Source organism: Sinobacterium caligoides (assembly GCF_003752585.1).
GTDB classification, from domain to species: Bacteria; Pseudomonadota; Gammaproteobacteria; order Pseudomonadales; family Sinobacteriaceae; genus Sinobacterium; species Sinobacterium caligoides.
On the sequence record NZ_RKHR01000004.1, the window covers coordinates 1,007,185 to 1,026,774 of the forward strand.

The following is a 19,590-nucleotide window of genomic DNA, read 5'->3' on the forward strand; positions in this document are numbered from 1 at the left end:
TTTTTTAAACGAGATCAGGCTAAATAGTGAAAGCTATTAGCAACATTAAAAGGTTCGACGGCTGGCGTTGAGCTGCGCAGCCTCGAGCTGATCTACTTTTTCTATCTTCACGGCGAACTGCTTGAAGGCAGGCTGGCGCGAGTAAGGGTCCAACAGCCCCAGCGACAGGTGGTTGACACAGTCGTGGAAGTGGAAGGGGATGAAGACCATGTTACGCGGCACCCGGTGTGTCAGCTGCGCCATCACCACCGCATCGCCACGACGACTGACTAAGCGCACATAGTCCATGCTGCGGATACCCATCTTCTCAGCCGCGTCGGGGTTGATCTCCATGTACGGCGTCGGGCTGTATTTGTTCAGGTTACCCAACTTGCCGGTCTTGGTGCGGGTGTGGAAGTGCTCAACTACGCGCCCGGAGTTCATCCAAAATGGGAACTGCTCACAGGGCACCTCGTTGTTCTCGATATAGTCCATCGCCATCAGGTTGGCGCGACCATTCGGAGTCTGGAAGTGACCATCCGTGTAGAGGCGCTTACTCCCCTCACTCTCGCCCTCCTTCATCGGCCACTGAATGCCGCGCTGCTCTTCGATCAACTTGTGGTTCATCCCGGAGATATGCAGCGTGCGGCCATCGCCCTTAGACAGCTCAGCCATCTCGTCGAAGACATCACTGGCCACGCTAGGGAAGCTCATCTGCTGACTAACATCCCAGCGCTTGGCCAACTGATTGAAGATCCACAAATCCGACTTCGAGTCTCCCGGCGGCTGTACAAATTGGTTCGCCAAGTTGACACGACGCTCGGTGTTAGTGAGCACCCCCTCCTTCTCTCCCCAGACCGCCGCAGGTAGATAAACGTGTGAGTACTGGGTGGTCTCGGCATCACGATAGCCGTCCTGCACCACCATGAACTCGAGTTTTTCCAGCGTCTTGCGAATACGCGGCAGGTTCGGCATCGAGGTCATCGGGTTGGTGGCGATAATCCACAGCGCCTTAATCTGCCCCGACTCGATGGCCGGGAAGATATCGGTCTCCTTGAGCCCCACCTTGGGCGGGAAGAAGTCGGCATCGACATTCCAGAACTCAGCAATCTCGTTGCGGTCCTTCTCCTTCTCCAGCATGCGGTAGCCAGGAAGACCGGAACACGCCGACCACTCACGAGTGCCCATGGCATTACACTGACCGGTAATCGACAGACTGGTACCGCCCTCTTTACCGATATTACCGGTAATCAGGTTAAGGTTGTTGATCGCGCAGACGCCGTCACTACCGTGGGTCGACTGATTGATGCCCATGGTCCAAATACTCATGGCACTGTTGGCCTTGCCGTAAATCCGTGCGACGTGACGGATCATGTCCTCATCAATACCGCAAATTTTCGCCGCCGTGGTCGGGTCGTACTTCTCGACCATCGCCTTAAAGGCCTCATAATCGTTACAGTGGGCGTCAATGTAATCCTGATCCTGCAGTTCCTCCTTGAGGATGACGTGGGCCAGGGCATTCAACAACACTAAATCGGTACCCGGGGTGATCGCCAGGTGGATATCGGCAAACTGGGCGAACATGGTGACACGAGGATCGACGACGATCAGCGGAAAGTTGCGCTTCTCCATCGCCTCCTTCAGGCGCCAGTAGATGATCGGGTGCTGCTCTGGCAAATTCGAGCCGAAGGCCATCAGGCAGTCGGTGTGCTCGAAGTCCTCGTAACAACCCGGCGGACCATCGCTACCGAAAGAGCGCTTATAGCCCGAGACTGCGGAGGCCATACAGAGTGTGGTATTGCCGTCGTAATTATTGGTACCGATGCAGCCACGCACCAACTTACCGAGGGTATAAAACTCTTCAGTCATCAGCTGACCGGTAGAGACAATGGCAACGGAGTCGCGACCGTACTTCTGCTGAATACGCTTGATCTCGCTGGCCGTCTTATCCAGCGCCTCATCCCAGCTTGCCTCGCGATAATCATCGTAGATCTTATCGCGCATCAGCGGCTTATCGCCGCGGCCAGAAGACTCCGACAGCTCGTGTTCGAAGATCCCCTTGATACACAGTTTACCCTGGTTCACCTTGCCATCGCCGACACCGCGTGTCGCCACTGGGCGCCCCGCCTCGTTAACACCAACTTCCAATGAACAGCCGGTAGAGCAGTAGCCACAGACGGCGTACTTCCACTCTTGCACCTTTTTATCAGCGATCACAATCGGCTTTTTCTTTTTGCGGCCAAATAACATTCTGCTCTCTCCAAGGTATCAACTTATGGGTGCGAAAACGGGGCAATAAATCGGTTAACATGCTGCTTCTTTTTGAGTGCGCTTGCACCATTTCGGTGCGCAGTCTTATTCCGATATCGCCCGTTGCGATTCACCAGCCCCCTTGTTATTAGGTTATAACTGGTGAGTACCATTATTCTTACCTTGTTACATTCAATTATTGTGCCAAGCCCCTAGCGCCCCATAACCATCGCTCACTGCCATGACGCACGCGCCGCCAGCGCGCGGCGGAAATCTTTCAGTCCCGACCACACCACCAGCGCCGCCAAGGGCGCGAAGATGACGACGACCAACGACAGGGAGTAATTGAGTTTACTGTCGTCCTGGAAGATGAAGTCGGTACAGAAAGCGACCACCGCCGGACCGATGGTGAGGCCGATCAGGTTGGTAGCAAATAACAGCAGCGCGGACACCTGCGCGCGCATCTGATTCGGGGTAATCAACTGTAACGCCGCCGTCGCCACACCAAAGTAACCAAACTGACAAAAGATGGTGCCGCTCGCCAGTGCCAACGCCAGATAAGCTGTCGGCATCAACGGCGACAGCGTTGCCGGAATAATCATCGCCAACGCCACAATCATAATAATACGCATACTGGCGTCAGTGTAGCCGCGGTGCGCCAAGTGACGTGTCAGCGCCGCGATAGCGAAGGTACCGATACTGCCGATGACGATAAACATGCCACCAAAGATACCACCCGACTCGGCCTTGCTCATGGCAAAGCTGCGAAATAGAAATTCGATAAACCAAGCCATGGTGCCATAGCCAACGATGGATAAAATCGACACCCCGACGATGTGCCCTAGATAGGCGCGCTTAAACCGGCGCAGATGCTGTAACACCTCTTCAATACCGGCAAGCGTACTCGTGGCAGAACTATTGACCCGACCGAGGCGTGGCGGCTCATCGATGTAACCGAGTAACAACACGACAATAAAACCGGGTGCGCCGACGGCAACGAAGGTGAGCTGCCAAGCTTGCAGCTCACCGACCACCGGCAACAGTATCGGCCCGAGGCTGGCAAAGTATTGATAGACACCGCCACCAATTATATAAGCTAGGCCACCACCGATGGTAATGCCCATGGAGTACAGCGCCATCGCCGCCGGCAGTTTCTCGGGGCTAAAGTAATCACTCAGCATCGAGTAGGCCGGCGGTGATAGTGCTGCCTCACCGACACCGACACCGACCCGCGCCGCAAAGAGGGCTGAAAAATTCTTTGTTAAGGCACACAGGCAGGTGGCAATACTCCAGAAGAAGACGCCGAAAATGATAATACGCTTGCGGTTAAAGCGGTCTGCCGCCCAGCCAATCGGCAGGCCGAGCACCGTATAGAAAATAGCGAAAGCAAATCCGTGCAACAAGCTAAACTGAAAGTCACTGATTGAGAAGGCCTCGCGAATCGGCCCAATCAACACGCTGAGAATCTGCCTATCGATAAACGACAACACATAAGCGACAAACAGCAGCGCCAACGTTTTATTCGCCATGTTACTGGCCGGGTAATATTGTTTTGGAACTTTCACTAGGGGTGCAGGGTCTGACATGGTGGCCTCACGAATCCGTGTAAACGTTGTTATTTTTAATTGCCCAAAGAGTAACAGCCTATAGCGATAATCGTTGCCGCTTTATTCGGCCAAGCTCATGTGACGTCCTCCCTTTAGGCGGCTCACCGCCGCCCGTAAGCGAAAAATTAGGGGTAGGTAAATCATTACGAAATAGTTAAAATGTGCGCTGTACCCCTGCTTCATCAGCGCTCTATTGCCAAACCAGTTGACAAAAACAGACATAGAGCAAAAAAACGCCACTCTCTGTGGTTTTTTGCCACTTAACGGACCCTTGTATGAATCTTTTGAAAATAACAGGCATCAGCCTCGGCCTCGCCTTACTGTTAAGCGCCTGCGATGGCAAATCACCGGCACCACAGACACCACCCACCGCTGTTGTCGCAAACCGCGTGCAGCTGGAAGTCATCCAGCCCAGCCAAGAGTTTGTCGGTCGCACCGAGGCCTCAGAAGATGTCAGTATCAACTCACGTGTCGAGGGGTTGCTGTTATCGCGAAACTTCACCGAGGGTAGCGACGTCAAGCAGGGCGACATCCTCTTTAAGATCGATCCGAAGAAATACCAGCAGCATGTCGCGCAACAATCCTCGCTCCTGAAGCAGCGTGAAGCCGCCTACAGCCTAGCCGAGCGTAACTACCGCCGCGGCGAGCAGCTAGTCAAGAGCGGCGCCATCAGCCGCGTCGACTACGACAAGCTATTCACCCGTCGTCTCGAGGCGAAGAATCAACTGGAGGAGACCCAGTCAACGCTGGAAGAGGCGCAGCTCAACCTTAGCTACACCGAGATCACCGCGCCCATTAGCGGCCGTATCGGCAAAGCACTCGTCTCCGAGGGCGACCTGGTCACACCCGAGCGCAAGTTAGCCACCCTAGTCCAGCTCGACCCGATTCGCGTCACCTTCCAGATCTCCGAGGCCAAGCTAAACGAGACCCAACAGCTGACCGAGACCCAGCTCGCCTCGACACCCGACTTCACCAAGCTTGACGTGCGCCTGCGCTTCTCCAACGAGAAGTACTACGACCAGACCGGTCACATCGACTTCTTTGACAACCGTGTCGATGCCGCCACCGGCACCCTCAGCCTGCGCGCCTCCTTCGCCAACCCGAACAACACGCTGCTACCCGGCCAATTCGTCAAGGTGCAAATCGCCACCGCTGTCGATAAGCAGGCGGTACTGGTACCACAACAAGCCGTACAAGAAGACCAGGAAGGCCGCTTCGTGATGGTCGTTGGCGCCGATGGTACGATCGAGAAACGCCTGCTCAAGCTGGGTCACCGCTACGGCGTCAAGTGGGAAGTGAAGAGCGGCCTAAAGGCGGGCGAGAGCGTCGTAGTTGAGGGCTTACAACGCATTCGCCCCGGTGCCAAGGTCAAGGCCAGCTACCAGGACATCCTCCCCTTCGAACACAAAGACAAGGGCGGCGATGGCGCAAAGAAACCCGCCCAGAGTGAGGGCGCGCCCTTATGATTAGCGCATTCTTCATCAATCGACCGAAATTTGCCTTCGTCATCTCCATCATCGTCACGCTGATGGGCTTGCTCGCCATTCCCTCGCTGCCGGTCTCCGAGTTCCCCGAGCTGGCGCCACCGCAGGTTAATGTCACCACCAGCTATCCCGGCGCCAGTGCCGAGATCGTCAAAGACGTCGTCGCCCAAGTGATCGAGTCCGAGGTCAACGGCGTCGAAAACATGATCTACATGAGCTCTAAGAGCGCCAACGACGGTAGCTACAACCTCAGCGTCACCTTCGATGTCGGTACCGACGCCGACATGGCGCAGGTCAACGTTTCCAACCGAGTACAACAGGCGATGGCCAAGCTGCCCGACGAGGTCAAGCGCCAGGGCGTGAACGTCAAGAAGGTCAGTCCCAGTATCCTGATGGCGATCAACCTCTACTCGCCCGACGACAAGTACGACAACTTGTTCCTTAACAACTACATGGGTATCAACCTCAAGAACAACCTGGCCCGCGTGCCCGGCGTCTCAGAGGCCTCCGTGATTGGCGGCATGGACTATTCCATGCGCCTATGGCTCGACCCCAACAAGATGACTGCCCTCTCCGTCACTGTCACCGATGTGATGCAGGCCATTAAAGAACAGAATATCCAAGTCGCCGCCGGCCGCATCGGTGCCGCCCCCGTCGCCAGCGACCAACGCTTCCAGTACACCTTGCAAACCCAGGGCCGCCTAAAAACTCCGGAAGAGTTTGGCAATATCGTGCTACGTGCTGAGAACGATGGTCGTCGCGTCCTGCTCTCCGATGTCTCACGCATCGAACTCGGCGCCCTCGCCTATGACGCTCAAGCTTATCTCAACGGCCACGATAGCGCCCTGCTGTTTATTAACCAAGCAGCAGACGCCAACGCCCTCGAAGTCGCCAACGGTGTTCGCGCCGAGCTCGAGCGACTCTCGAAGAACTTCCCCGAAGGGCTAAAGTACGACGTCCTCTACGACACCACCGACTTCGTCGAGGCCAGCATCGACGAGATGTACGAAACCCTGCTGATCGCCATCGTCCTAGTCATCCTCGTGGTCTTCCTGTTCTTGCAGGATGCTCGCCAGACACTGATCCCTGCGATTGCCATCCCGGTCTCACTGATCGGCACCTTCCTATTCCTGTTGCTCTTCGACATGTCGCTGAACACGGTGTCGCTGTTTGCGCTGATCCTCGCCATCGGTATCGTCGTCGATGACGCCATCGTGGTCGTCGAGAACGTCACTCGCCACATGGAAGATGGCATGGCACCGAAAGAAGCGACAATTAAAACCATGAAGGAAGTGACCGGCCCCGTTCTCGCCACTACGCTGGTATTACTGGCGGTCTTCGCGCCCACCGCCGTTATGCCCGGTATCACCGGCAAGATGTACGCCCAGTTCTCGGTGACGATCTGTATCTCCGTACTGATCTCCTCGGTCAACGCGCTGACTCTCAGCCCGGCGCTCTGCGCCACTCTGCTGCGCACCCCGAAGGTACACACGCGCGGCTACAAGGCCCACTTCAACCGCTATTTCGATAAGCTAACAGCTAACTACACCGGTCTGGTAAAGATCCTGCTGCGTCGCTCCTTATTCGTCGCCCTCGCCTTTGTCGCCATGCTCGCAGCTACCGGCGGTATCGTCAGCAAAGTACCCGCAGGCTTCGTACCACAGGAAGACAAGAAGGCCTTCTTCGTCGATATCAAGCTGCCCGACGGCTCATCGATCAACCGCACCAATGAGAAAGTGCAGGAGATGTTCAAGAAGACCGCCGATGTCGAGGGCGTCTCCGACGTCATCAGCGTCGCCGGTTACTCGATCATCTCGCAGACCGTCTCCTCTAATGCCGGCCTAATGATCGTCGTGCTCGACCCTTGGGAGGCCCGCCAGTCACCAGAACTCGAAGAAAAGGCCATCGTTAATCGCATCAATCGCCTGCTCAATAGCCAGTTCCCCGGTGCCCAGGTGATGGCCTTCTCGCTGCCCGCCCTCCCCGGTGTCGGCACCGTCGGTGGTGCCGAGTTTAACCTGCAGGATACCGCTGGGCGCAGCCCGCAAGAGCTTGCCCAGGTGATGGGCGGCTTTATCACCAACCTCAACAGCCAGCCTGAAATTGCCATGGCCTTCAGCGGCTACCGCGCCAACGTGCCACAGATGTTTGTCGATGTCGACCGCGTCAAGGCCAAGACTCAGGGCATCCCCCTAAACGAAATATTCGCCAGCCTGCAGACAATGCTCGGCGGCAGCTATGTCAACGACTTCAACCGCTACGGTAAGGTGTTCCGCGTCATGCTGCAGGCTGAGACGCAATACCGCAACTCCGAAGACGACATCATCAGCTTCCACGTGCGCAACAACGAGGGCGAGATGGTACCGCTGAGTACACTGGTGAAAATCAACCCGGTACTCGGGCCTGAGTACATTAGCCAGTTCAACCTGTACTCCTCGGCACAGATGAATGCCTTCCCCGCCCCCGGTCACAGTACCGGCGACGTGATCAAGGCCATCCAGCGCGCCTCGAGCCAGCTACCCGATGGCTACACTTACTCCTGGTCCGGGCAGACCTTCCAGGAGATCAAGGCCGGCAACCTCGCGCCAATCATCTTCGCGCTAGCGATTCTCTTCACCTACCTCTTCCTCGTCGCACAATATGAGAGCTGGAGCATTCCGGTGGCGGTGTTACTGTCAGTACCGGTGGCCATCTTCGGCGCTCTATTAGCAGTGGTGATCACCGGCTCAGAGATGAATCTGTACACCCAGATCGGCATGGTATTACTGATCGGCATGGCCTGTAAGAGCGCCATCCTGGTGGTGGAGTTTGCCTGTCATCTGCACGCCGAGGGGGCCAGCGTCTTCGAGGCCGCGGTGACCGCCGCCAAGCTGCGCTTCCGTGCAGTACTGATGACCTCGATTGCCTTTATCCTTGGCACCCTGCCGCTGGTCATCGCCACCGGTGCCGGCGCCGAGAGTCGCCACTCACTTGGTTACGCCATCTTCGGCGGCATGATCGCCGCCTCCGTGATCGGCACCATCCTAGTACCGGTGCTGTATTATCTGATCCAGAACGCCCGCGATAAGACTAAGGGAAACAAGGTGAGTACGAGCTAGGTTCGTCAACGCAGCAATAAAAAAGGGCGCCCTAGGGCGCCCTTTTTTTATCTCCAGATCCCGACGACCTACCAGTTCATCACCGACTTGACGAAAGGCACGGTAATCTTGCGCTTTTCCTGCAACGAGGCCTGATCCAAGCGCTCGAGCACCGCCAATAGCTCAACAATATGGCGCGGCGCCCTTGCCAGCACAAAGTGGCAAACCTCATCACTGAGCTGCAGACCGCGCTCAACGGCGCGCAAGCGCAACGCCTCAAGCTTCTCTTCATCGGCCAGCTCATGCAGCTGAATGACAATGCCCCAGCTCAGCCGCGACTCCAGATCGGCCAAGCTCAAGCCAAGACGCTGCGGCGTACTATTACCCGCCAACAACAACTTGGCACCATTACCGTCGCGGCAGCGGTTGTAAAAATGAAACAAACCCTCCTGCCAATCATCGCGCCCAGCCACCGCCTGCATATTATCGAGACAGACGAGCTCAATATCCTCTAGCCCATCGAGTAAGTCACGGGGCTGCCGCCCGATGGCCGCATACAGGTCGATATAGATTGCCGCACCGGCACACTGACCATTGACTGTCGCCGACGCCGCCTTCAATAGATGGCTGCAACCGGTACCCTCATTACCGTAGAGATAGAGATACCATTCGCCCTGCGGCGTCACCTGCTCACGCACCGCCGCCAACGCTAGGCGGTTACCATCACCGGTCACAAAGTTGTCTAGGCTAGGCTCGTCACCCAACCCCATCGCCAATGTCATCTGCTGCATTTAGGGCCTGTCATCAACTCCCACATCTACTGTTGGATATCCTGTTGCTGAGTCACTGTGCTACTTTCAGCGCCGGCAACACTATCACCGCCAACGTAAGTAACGTACCGGGGCAATTAAACGCTTCTGTACCGCTGTCGGCTCGACTGCCAGCGAGGCATCTGCGCCGCTGGCAACCGGAGCCAGTTGCGGCTTCGGCTGCGCCGGCGGTTGTAACGCCGCCGCGACCGCCTGCAGCTGATTACTCAAGGCGATGGCCTGCCACAACTGTTCCTCACTACCACTAAGTTTGAGTGCGAAGACCGCGCTGTCGCCATGCACCAATATCGGCGTCAAGCTCTTCACCACCGCCACACTGCGCAGGTAGAGCATCGCCGCACTATAGTCGGCAAAGCTATCGAGTCCGCTAACACTCAGTTGCAGCTGCTCGCCGCTATCAACACCGGCGACGATGGCATACTGCCTCGACAACTGCTCGGCAGTCTGATCGATCACCGGCGCCAACAGTGCAGAAAAGTCACGACCTTCACTACTGAAGCTGGTCCGCAGCTCACCACTGCTCAACGACCAGCTCGAGCGCCAACCGCCCTCGGCAGTAGCGATAACACGACCAACCAACAGCGCATCGGCGTCATAGCGCTTTGATGCCTTGGCAATTTCCTGCTGCTGTACCTGCCAAACATCATCGCTGGAAACCTGCATCAGGTCGCTCATATCATAGATTGGCAGGGAGACTGGCAGGCCACGACGCACAGCATTCTCTTTCAGTGCTGCCGCAAAGGCGGGGCGGTTGCTATCGCTGACAATCTTGCGCCCAGTGTCATCATCGATCACCACCCACAGTACAATGCTCGGCCGATTGGCCGACCACACCGGCAGCTGTTCACGACGTAACAGATCATTGATGGGTCTCGCCTGGAAGTCGGCAACCAATAGCGTCTGCGTTGCGCCCTCTGCGTCGTCGACAAGCTTGTACTGGTATTGATTTAAGTAGTGTTGTGGCTTCAGTAGCGCCGCCTTCACCGCACCATTGGCTAACACCTTGGTCGAGCCCGAATAGCGAACCAACACGTCGCCAAGAAGCTTTTTTAAAGCCTGCTGACGATTCTCTGTGCTCTGATCAGCAACCACCACGCTGGCGTCCAATAAGCCGTTCACCGGCGCCGCAGTCGCGCCTGTCGCCCACAATACCAAGGTCATCACAGCCAAGACCAACAACATACTGGCCTTCACGCCCTTCAACATCTGTTTCAAAACAGCCGTCCTCATCCGCTTTCTCGCTCAAAATTATCTACTACGTACTCGCTATTAAGCATAGCGATCACCGCGACTATTAGCCGGAATTCAATAAACCATTGATAGTAACACAACATTCTTTCGGCACGGCAGCACACCCCGCGCATTAACAAGATTATCCTATGAAACCGCTCTATATTGCGACCTGCGTCAAAACCGCCAAAACAGTAAAAAGCTAACCGAACAGACAGCTTTTCGCACTGATAATATAGGCTTTTTCGTCGAAATCTCGGTGTCTATTGCGAGATCGTGATGGTAGAATAGCGCGCCTTAATTCAGGCCCCTTGATCAGGACAACAATCCAATGACTTCAGGCAAGACTCCTTCGAACAGCAATACTCCTTCTTTGAGCTACAAAGACGCCGGCGTTGATATTGATGCGGGTAACGCGCTGGTCGAGCGTATTAAAGGGGTCGCCAAGCGCACCCGTCGCCCAGAGGTCATGGCTGGGCTCGGTGGCTTTGGCGCGCTCTGTGAGATCCCCAGCGGCTACCGCAAGCCCGTACTGGTCTCCGGCACCGACGGCGTCGGCACCAAGCTTCGCCTAGCACTGAACACTGGTATTCACGACAGCATCGGCATCGATCTTGTGGCCATGTGTGTCAATGACCTCATCGTCCTTGGCGCCGAGCCGCTGTTCTTCCTCGACTACTACGCCACCGGCGCCCTCAACGTCGACACCGCTACCTCTGTAGTTGAAGGCATCGGCAAGGGCTGTGAGCTTTCTGGTTGCTCCCTCGTTGGTGGCGAGACCGCTGAGATGCCCGGCATGTACGAAGGCGATGACTATGATCTCGCTGGCTTCTGTGTCGGCGTGGTCGAGAAGGATGAGATCATCGATGGCAGCAAGGTCGCCGTCGGCGACAGCTTGATCGCCCTCGCCTCTTCCGGTGCGCACTCCAACGGCTACTCGTTAATCCGCAAGATCATCGAGGTTAGCGGTGTCGACCTAGAACAACAGCAGGTCGACGGACAGCCACTATCGAAGGTACTGATGGAGCCGACCCGCATCTATGTGAAGTCACTATTGAAGCTGATTAAGTCACAGAACGTGCACGCGCTCTCTCACATCACCGGCGGCGGCCTACTTGAAAACATCCCGCGCGTCCTACCTGATGGCGCCAAGGCGGTGATCAATACCGATAGCTGGCAGCTACCTGAGCTCTTCCAGTGGCTACAGCAAAACGGCAACGTCGATGCCGTCGAGATGTACCGCACCTTCAACTGTGGCGTCGGCATGGTTATCTGCGTACCGAGCGACGAGGCCGATAAGGCGCTCGAAATGCTGGCCGCCGAAGGCGAGCAGGCATGGAAGATTGGTGAAATTGCCGCCCTCGCCGATGGTGAAGAAGCGGTCGAACTCGTCGGAGCCTAATCTTGACGACAACCACCGCAAGCACGACGAAGCGCTGCCGCCTCGTCGTCCTCATCTCCGGTAGCGGCTCCAACCTACAGGCCTTTATCGACAAGGCCGGCGACGCCGAGCACCCGTTCGAAGTCTGTGCCGTGCTCAGTAATCGCGCCGATGCCTACGGGCTCGAGCGGGCCGCCAAGGCCGGCATCAGCACCGCTGTCGTCGATCATAAAGCCTTCGCCGATCGTGATAGCTTCGATCGTGCACTGATGGCGAAGATCGATGCCTTCGAGCCCGACCTAGTGATTCTCGCCGGCTTCATGCGTATTTTGACCGGTTCCTTCACCCGCCACTACCTCGGCCGCCTACTGAATATCCACCCCTCACTGTTGCCGAAGTACACCGGCCTGCACACTCACCAGCGCGCCCTCGACGCCGGTGATGAGAGCTCAGGCTGCACCGTCCACTTCGTCACCGAAGAGCTTGATGGTGGTCCGCCAATCGTTCAGGCGAGCGTCCCCATCCTGCCCGGAGATGACGCCGATGCTATCGCCGCTCGCGTGCTGATCAAGGAGCACATCATCTACCCGATGGCTGCCGCCTGGTTCAGCGAGGGGCGCCTGCGTCTCGATGGCGAGTGCGCACAGCTCGATGACAAAGCACTGCCCGCTACGGGACAGGCTTTCGACTAGCAAGGGCGCCCGGCCTCATCGACACATTAAAAAGGAGCCTCTCGGCTCCTTTTTAATGCTTACGAATTATTGCTTACAAACTACAGTTCCTTGCTCGTCCACATCAGCGTTATGTTCATCTAGATACGCTCGAGCAGCAGCGGCAGCTTAGTCGGCTTAGGCAGCGGTGCCCACTGTAGCTTGGGCTGATAATCTTCCGGGGTACGGTAACGGTAGTGCTTCAGGAAATGAAACATAAACACTTTCACCAACATCGCCGCGAAATGCATGCCGATACACTTGTGCGCCCCACCGCCGAAAGGGTGGTAACAGAACGGGTGATTCTTGTGCTCTTGCCGCTCTGGCGAGAAGCGATCGGGGTCGAAACGCAACGGCTCAGTCCAGTAACGCGGGTCGCGATGATTAAACGGGAAGGGAATAAATACCTTGGTATTCGCGGGAATGGTATATCCGCCCATTTCACACTCCCGAATCGTGCGCCGCGTACCGATCGGTGCCGGCGGCACGAGCCGTATCGCCTCGTGAAACACCCGATCAATCACCACCAGCTTATCCAGGTCATCGTAATCGAGCTCGTCTTTAGCCAACGCCTCAACCTCGGCCCGCATCTTTTCCTGCCACTCCGGATGTGCCGTCGTATACATCATAATGCTGTTGAGCGTGCTGGTGGTGGTGTCGTGGGCGGCAAACAACAGGAAAGCCGCATTGGCAATGACGTCCCAATCATCAAAATAGCGACCATCATCCTGCTGCTCGCGACACATATGTGAAAACATATCTTCCGCAGAGCCTTTTCGGCGCAGCGGGATCTCATCCCTGAAAAAGCTGTGCAGCGCCCGCATTCCACGCTTGCCACGGCCAAAGCTGGTGCCTGGAATATCGAATTTCACCTGCGCCAGCAGCCCATGATTGATGTCGACAAAGGCCTTGTTAAGCCTTGCGGTATCGTCGTTTTCAACATCCATACCAATAAAGATTTTTGCCCCTACATCGAGCAGGGCGTCCTTCACCATCGGTCCGAAGAGGCAGGGTTGGGATACATCCACCGCGGCAATCTTACGCTGCAACACTGGCGTCATCTGCGTGATATAGCCCTTCATCGCCTGCGTTTTGAATGCTTTCTGCAACAGGCGGCGCTGCAGCTTGTGCTCATCATGATCACGCAACAACAAACCATCCGGATAAAAATCGCCAAGAGACGACTCATAGCCTTTCTTGGTCGAAAAGTTCTTTTCCCTATCCAGTAAAATTCGCTGCCAATTATCCGCTCCCAACACCATCAACCAGGCCTGATTGAGCGCACGAACGCGTGACACCTCACCGAACTTATCGTAATGCTGCTGTGCCAAGGTATCGAGACTGAAGATAAACTTAAGCCCCTTGCCGATATAGGGAAGCCCATCAGCCCCGGGAATATGACTCAGGTCCCGATTGTCGGGGGCCGTTTGATATTCCTTATCGATAGTCACTGCCTCTGCCATTTAACCACCCTCTACTGTGCTGTTATTTTTATTGTGCTTGTCACCTTTTAACTTTAACCTAGCACGAGTCAACTAGCTCCTGCGATCAAATCATGATGGGATTATCAACCCGCCTCCCCCTTTTGCACGAGCAGAATTCCACGACTCCAATAATGTGGATCAAAGCCCTATTCGCGCTATTTTCTGTACACTGGTTATTGCGCATTTAAAACAACAAACCGCTAATGAGGCCCTCATCTTGCCCAGCCGCCTGCGACACATACTATCACTTTGCTATAGCGCCCTGGCCCTCAGCCTACCTCTACAAGCGCATGCCGACGAGGCAGCAAGAACTCTAGACATTGTCGAATACAGCGCCAGCTATCAAACCCACGCGATGGGGCTCGACATCACCGCCAAACGGCAGTTAAAGCAGCTCGATAACAACCAGTATCAATTGCTCAACAACAGCGAGGTGATGTTCTATAGCATCACCGAGGAAAGTCGCTTCCAGCTCAACAGCGACGGCCAACTCAAGACCAACAGCTACCAGCAGCAGCGCAAAGGTCTTGGCTCCAATAAATCGATAGAGCAACAGTGGAACTGGAGCGCACAGAGCGTGATCAGCCGCTACAAAGGCAGAGACTACCGCTATGCCATCACGCCACAGAGCCTAGACAAACTCAACTACCAGCTGGCACTGCGTCGCGATGCCCAGCGTCTCGGCGATAATTTCGGCCAACAACGCTATACCATCGCCGACCGCAAGCGCCTGCGTGACGACTTCCTCATCGACTACCTGGGCGAAGAGGTCATTACCACACCGCTGGGTCGCTTCAACGCCGTTAAGTTTGAACGCCGTAAAGATGACGATGAAAACAACATCATCTGGTTGGCAAAAGACTGGCACTACATGATACTCAAGATCAGCCACTGCGAGCAGAAACAGTGCGAAGACATACTGCTATCCGAGGCGGTCGTCGACGGTCAACAGATGACCGGACTTACCGCCGCCAAGCACTAGGGAAATTATGAAAACCATCGGCATCATCGGCTGGAAAAACAGCGGCAAGACCACACTGGTCTGCAAGTTAGTCAGCGACATCAAGGCGCGAGGACTGTCTGTCTCGACCATCAAACACACCCACCACCACGATGTCGAAATCGACCAACCCGGAAAGGATAGCTACCTGCACCGCAAGGCCGGCGCCAACGAAGTTATCCTAGCCACCCACAAAGGCTGGATGATCTTTCACGAACAGGAGAATGAACCGGAACTCGACGAGGTAATAGAACGTATCAGCCCCGTCGATGTGCTACTGGTCGAGGGCTACAAGCTCCACCATCACCCCAAGATCTTAGTCTTCCGCCCCGATATGCAGAAAGAGCTGCTTGCCGGCAAGATCAACAACATCATTGCCGTCGCCTCAGACCAACCGATAGAAAACTGTCCCGTACCGGTACTCGACCTCAACAACGCCACACAGATCGCCGACTTTTTGCTCGCCGCCGATCTCTAGATACAGATGGGGACACACTGAGTCAGCCCGACACAGTACCTCCTCGAGCAAACAAGCTAACGATAACAGCAAAAACCAAGGAGCCAACGCGATGCGCGCATGGGTTAATCAAGCAGTACAGAAGATCAATGCCGACTATAACCGCTCGGCCGACAGCCACCTGATCAAGTTAGAGATGGGGGGCCTCGGGGATATTGATATCTATCTAAAAGACGAGTCCTGTCACCCTACCGGCAGCCTTAAGCATCGCCTAGCGCGCTCGCTTTTTCTCTACGCCATCTGTAATGGCTGGATCGGCAAGAACACCCCCGTTATCGAATCATCCTCCGGCAGCACCGCCGTCTCCGAGGCCTACTTTGCTCGCCTGCTGGGGCTTGAGTTCATCGCCGTCGTGCCAAAATCGACCTCACCACAAAAGCTCGAGATGATTAAGCACTATGGCGGCCGCTGTCACTTGGTCGAGCCTAGCGCCATCTACGACGAATCCCGCCGCCTAGCTCAGGAGATGAACGGCCACTACATGGACCAGTTCACCTACGCCGAGCGGGCCACGGACTGGCGCGGCAATAACAACATCGCCGAGTCGACCTTCGCGCAGCTGAGCCAGGAGCCCAACCCAATCCCTGAATGGCTGATCATGGGCGCCGGCACCGGCGGCACCACCGCCACCCTCGGTCGTTTTATTCGCTACCACACGCTGCCGACACAGCTCTGCCTGGCCGACCCCGAGAACTCCGTGTTTCATCAGGCCGCCGAGACTAAGTGTCGCGACATCACCCAGCCAACACCTTCTCGCATCGAGGGCATCGGCCGCCCCCGCGTCGAGCCCTCCTTTATCCCCGAGCTGATCGACCGCAGCATCAAAGTTCCCGATGCTGCCTCGGTTGCCTGCGTGCGCTTCCTCGAGGGTATATTACATCGCAAATGCGGCGGCTCTACCGGCACCAACCTGTGGGCGACCCTGCAGCTCGCCAGTGAGCTGAAGGGGCAGAAATGCAGCCTCGTCACCTTCATCTGTGACGGTGGCGAACGCTACACCAACACCTACTACAATGACGACTGGGTGCGCGATCAGCAGATGGATTTAAGCCCCTATAACACTGCCTTAGAATCCTTTACTAAGACCGGTATCTTGCCCGCAGTGTGAGACCCGTGAGTTCGCGGCAGACAGCTGTTTACCGCGCTCACCCTATAATTGAAAGTTTCTTCTCCTCGAGCACAAAATGACCAAAACGCCACTACCGCCCCCAGACATCACCAAAAATCTGCGCTTTGACGGCCCCAATGACGCCGATACTACGCTGATCCTCGCCCACGGCGCCGGCGCCGGCATGGATCATGAGTTTATGCAGCAGGTGGCCGCAGGTATTGCCAGCCATGGTATTCAGGTGATCCGCTTCGAGTTTCCCTATATGGCCAAGCGCCGACTCGATGGCCGCAAGTATCCTCCGGATCGTGCGCCGAAGGCGATGCTCGCCTTTCAACAGCTAATCAATCATGTACAACAACATTACTCGAGCCGACGACTATTCATCGGTGGCAAATCCATGGGCGGCCGCCTAGCCAGTCTGTTAGCCGCGGAATACAAGCCCAATCGCGGTGTCGATGGCGTCATCTGCCTCGGATTCCCCTTCTGCGCCCCCGGTAAACCCGAGGTCAATCGCGGCGAACATCTCGCCGAGATACGACTACCAACGCTGATCATCCAGGGTGAACGCGATAGCTTCGGCGGCCGCGAGGCTATCGAAAGCTTCCCTTTTTCAGCTCAGGTCAGCGCCCAGCTGCTGCCCGACGGCGACCACTCATTTAAGCCACGGGTGAAGTCGGGCCACACCCTCGATACCAACATCGAGCAAGCCATAGCCAGCGTCGCTGCCTTCTGCCTGCACTCGCCAGCCGACCTCAGCGACATGGCTTAGGTGACTCCTTAGGCAAGAAACTGCGCATGGAAGCGCAGATGCTGCTCGATAAACGAGGCCATGAAGAAATAACTATGATCATAGCCTTCGCAATATCTCACCTCAGCATCCAGCTTCTGCTGCTGAGCCGCGGCAATCAAATTATCGGTCAGTAACTGCTGCTCAAGAAAGCTATCGGCGCTGCCTTGATCGACCAATATGGGTAAACCCTTGCCGTAGCCTGCGTTGATCAATTCAACAGTATCATACTGCTGCCACTCGCTGCGATCGTCGCCTAGGTAGTTGCCAAACACCTTCTCGCCCCAGGGGCAGAGCGTCGGATTGACGATCGGCGCGAACGCAGACACCGAGCTGTAGCGGTCGCTGTTTTTCAGGGCGATCATCAGCGCGCCGTGGCCGCCCATGGAGTGGCCGCTGATCGCACGCTGATCGCTAACCGGAAACACATCCTCTACCAGTGCAGGCAACTCGCTGACAATATAATCGTACATATTGTAATGACTGTTCCACGGTGCCTGCGTCGCGTTGATATAAAAGCCGGCACCCAAGCCCATGTCATAGGCTCCCTCAGGGTCATCGGCCACCCCCTCGCCACGCGGGCTGGTATCAGGAATCACGAGTGCCAGCCCCAGCTCCGCTGCCCAGCGCTGAGCGCCTGCCTTATGACTAAAGTTGTCGTCGGTACAGGTAAGACCCGACAGCCAGTAGACCACAGGCACCTTAATACCTTCGTCCACCTGCGGCGGCAAGTAGATCGAAAAAGTCATCTCGCAGTTAAGCGCCGATGAACGGTGGCGGTATTTCTTGTGCCAACCCTCGAACATGCGGTTGGCTGATTGAAGCTCTAACGATACAGACATCGAAGCTGCCCCTTGATTAAGTAGAATGGAATAGACGATAAACAGGAATACTGATGGCAATGCACCGCTAGCGCACTGCTATAAACACACCACCTTAGCGATAAAGCGCTGGCAGGGTTAAAGAGGGGCCAAAACCCCTCTTTAACACCGTAGCTACTTATCGAAGTGGATCACGGTGCGAATCGACTTACCCGCATGCATCAGGTCGAAGGCATCATTAATGTCTTCGAGCGCCATGGTGTGCGTGATGAAGCAGTCGAGTTCGAACTCACCGTCCATGTAACGCTGTACGTAGTCAGGAAGTTGCGAGCGCCCCTTAACGCCACCGAAGGCACTGCCTTTCCAGACTCGACCAGTAACCAATTGGAATGGTCGGGTAGCAATCTCCTGACCAGCACCGGCCACACCGATGATGATCGACTCACCCCACCCCTTGTGGCAGCACTCTAACGCTGAACGCATCAGATGCACATTGCCCACGCACTCGAAGGAGTAGTCGACACCACCGTCGGTCATCTCAACGATAACCTCCTGAATAGGCTTATCGAATTTCTTCGGGTTAACCACGTCGGTAGCGCCCAGCTGCTGCGCCATCTCGAACTTATCTTCGTTGATGTCGATAGCAATGATACGCCCCGCCTTGGCCATTTTAGCGCCGATAATCGCCGACAGACCGATGCCGCCGAGGCCAAATACCGCCACCGTGTCACCCGGCTGCACGTCAGCAGTATTGGTTACCGCCCCCATGCCGGTGGTGACACCACAGCCGAGCAGGCAAACCTTCTCCAGCGGCGCCTCTTTACTGATGTTGGCGAGGGAGACCTCGGGTAGCACGGTGTACTCAGAGAAGGTTGAGCAGCCCATGTAATGATAGATCGGCTCACCATCCTTCGAGAAGCGGCTGGTGCCATCTGGCATCAAACCTTTGCCCTGAGTCTCGCGGACTGCTGAGCAGAGGTTGGTCTTGCCCGACTTGCAGAACTTACACTCACCACACTCGGCAGTATAGAGAGGAATGACGTGGTCACCGACGGCAACGCTGGTAACCCCCTCACCGACGCGCTCGACAATCCCTCCACCCTCGTGACCGAGCACGGCCGGAAATATTCCCTCTGGGTCATCACCGGAGAGTGTGAACGCATCGGTATGACAGACGCCGGTAGCAACGATGCGCACTAGCACCTCACCGGCTTTAGGCATCTCAAGGTCTAGCTCTTCCATCTTCAATGGCTGGCCTGGACCCCAAGCTACTGCTGCACGCGTCTTCATTGTTTCTTTAGCCATTGGCCTGTCTCCATCAT

At 56.1% G+C, this 19,590-nt stretch carries 15 protein-coding genes; 8 read left to right on the plus strand and 7 right to left on the minus strand.

The window, feature by feature from the left end:
- Positions 1–45 precede the first annotated feature (45 nt).
- Together EDC56_RS11095 and EDC56_RS11100 are read right to left on the minus strand one after the other, a co-directional pair.
- Positions 46–2,229: a molybdopterin oxidoreductase family protein gene (locus EDC56_RS11095; protein WP_123712571.1), complete on the minus strand. Its 2,184-nt coding sequence runs from the start codon at positions 2,227–2,229 to the stop codon at positions 46–48.
- A gap of 233 nt (positions 2,230–2,462) precedes the next feature.
- The gene (locus EDC56_RS11100) at positions 2,463–3,815 is read right to left on the minus strand and encodes a spinster family MFS transporter (protein ID WP_123712572.1); all 1,353 of its coding nucleotides are present in this window, start codon (positions 3,813–3,815) and stop codon (positions 2,463–2,465) included.
- A 296-nt stretch (positions 3,816–4,111) separates the two neighbouring features.
- Between EDC56_RS11100 and EDC56_RS11105 the strand changes: the two genes are divergently transcribed.
- Complete coding sequence (locus EDC56_RS11105; protein ID WP_123712573.1) at positions 4,112–5,302, plus strand: efflux RND transporter periplasmic adaptor subunit; 1,191 nt, start codon at positions 4,112–4,114, stop codon at positions 5,300–5,302.
- Positions 5,299–8,418: an efflux RND transporter permease subunit gene (locus EDC56_RS11110; protein WP_123712574.1), complete on the plus strand. Its 3,120-nt coding sequence runs from the start codon at positions 5,299–5,301 to the stop codon at positions 8,416–8,418. Before EDC56_RS11105 ends, EDC56_RS11110 begins: the two co-directional genes overlap by 4 nt.
- A 68-nt stretch (positions 8,419–8,486) precedes the next feature.
- Here EDC56_RS11110 and hda read toward each other — a convergent pair whose 3' ends face one another.
- Complete coding sequence (hda, locus tag EDC56_RS11115; protein ID WP_123712575.1) at positions 8,487–9,188, minus strand: DnaA regulatory inactivator Hda; 702 nt, start codon at positions 9,186–9,188, stop codon at positions 8,487–8,489.
- Positions 9,189–9,272: 84 nt separating this feature from the next.
- Positions 9,273–10,433 (minus strand): DUF2066 domain-containing protein, encoded by a 1,161-nt coding sequence (locus EDC56_RS11120; RefSeq protein ID WP_245980697.1) that lies wholly within the window; start codon positions 10,431–10,433, stop codon positions 9,273–9,275.
- Between the two features lie 355 nt (positions 10,434–10,788).
- Between EDC56_RS11120 and purM the strand changes: the two genes are divergently transcribed.
- Positions 10,789–11,859 carry a phosphoribosylformylglycinamidine cyclo-ligase gene (gene purM / locus EDC56_RS11125; protein WP_123712577.1) on the plus strand — a complete coding sequence of 357 codons (1,071 nt, stop codon included), beginning with the start codon at positions 10,789–10,791 and terminating at the stop codon, positions 11,857–11,859.
- Between the two features lie 2 nt (positions 11,860–11,861).
- Complete coding sequence (gene purN, locus EDC56_RS11130) at positions 11,862–12,530, plus strand: phosphoribosylglycinamide formyltransferase (RefSeq protein ID WP_123712578.1); 669 nt, start codon at positions 11,862–11,864, stop codon at positions 12,528–12,530.
- A 119-nt stretch (positions 12,531–12,649) separates the two neighbouring features.
- On the opposite strand, the gene EDC56_RS11135 is transcribed toward purN, so the two are convergent.
- Positions 12,650–14,011: a cytochrome P450 gene (locus EDC56_RS11135; protein ID WP_123712579.1), complete on the minus strand. Its 1,362-nt coding sequence runs from the start codon at positions 14,009–14,011 to the stop codon at positions 12,650–12,652.
- Between the two features lie 154 nt (positions 14,012–14,165).
- Between EDC56_RS11135 and EDC56_RS11140 the strand changes: the two genes are divergently transcribed.
- The 4 genes from EDC56_RS11140 (at position 14,166) to EDC56_RS11155 (ending at position 17,429) form a co-directional block, all read left to right on the plus strand.
- Positions 14,166–15,014: a DUF3108 domain-containing protein gene (locus EDC56_RS11140; RefSeq protein ID WP_162844160.1), complete on the plus strand. Its 849-nt coding sequence runs from the start codon at positions 14,166–14,168 to the stop codon at positions 15,012–15,014.
- Between the two features lie 7 nt (positions 15,015–15,021).
- Entirely contained in the window at positions 15,022–15,510 is a 489-nt protein-coding gene (gene mobB, locus EDC56_RS11145; RefSeq protein ID WP_123712581.1) for a molybdopterin-guanine dinucleotide biosynthesis protein B, read from the plus strand.
- A gap of 91 nt (positions 15,511–15,601) precedes the next feature.
- Entirely contained in the window at positions 15,602–16,657 is a 1,056-nt protein-coding gene (locus EDC56_RS11150; RefSeq protein WP_123712582.1) for a PLP-dependent cysteine synthase family protein, read from the plus strand.
- Positions 16,658–16,733: 76 nt separating this feature from the next.
- A complete protein-coding gene (locus EDC56_RS11155; protein ID WP_123712583.1) occupies positions 16,734–17,429 on the plus strand; it encodes an alpha/beta fold hydrolase in 696 nt (231 codons plus the stop codon).
- Between the two features lie 8 nt (positions 17,430–17,437).
- Here EDC56_RS11155 and fghA read toward each other — a convergent pair whose 3' ends face one another.
- Positions 17,438–18,289, minus strand: coding sequence for an S-formylglutathione hydrolase (gene fghA / locus EDC56_RS11160; protein ID WP_123712584.1), 852 nt, complete (start codon positions 18,287–18,289; stop codon positions 17,438–17,440).
- A 153-nt stretch (positions 18,290–18,442) separates the two neighbouring features.
- Positions 18,443–19,558, minus strand: coding sequence for an S-(hydroxymethyl)glutathione dehydrogenase/class III alcohol dehydrogenase (locus tag EDC56_RS11165; RefSeq protein ID WP_211333679.1), 1,116 nt, complete (start codon positions 19,556–19,558; stop codon positions 18,443–18,445).
- Between the last annotated feature and the right edge of the window lie 32 nt (positions 19,559–19,590).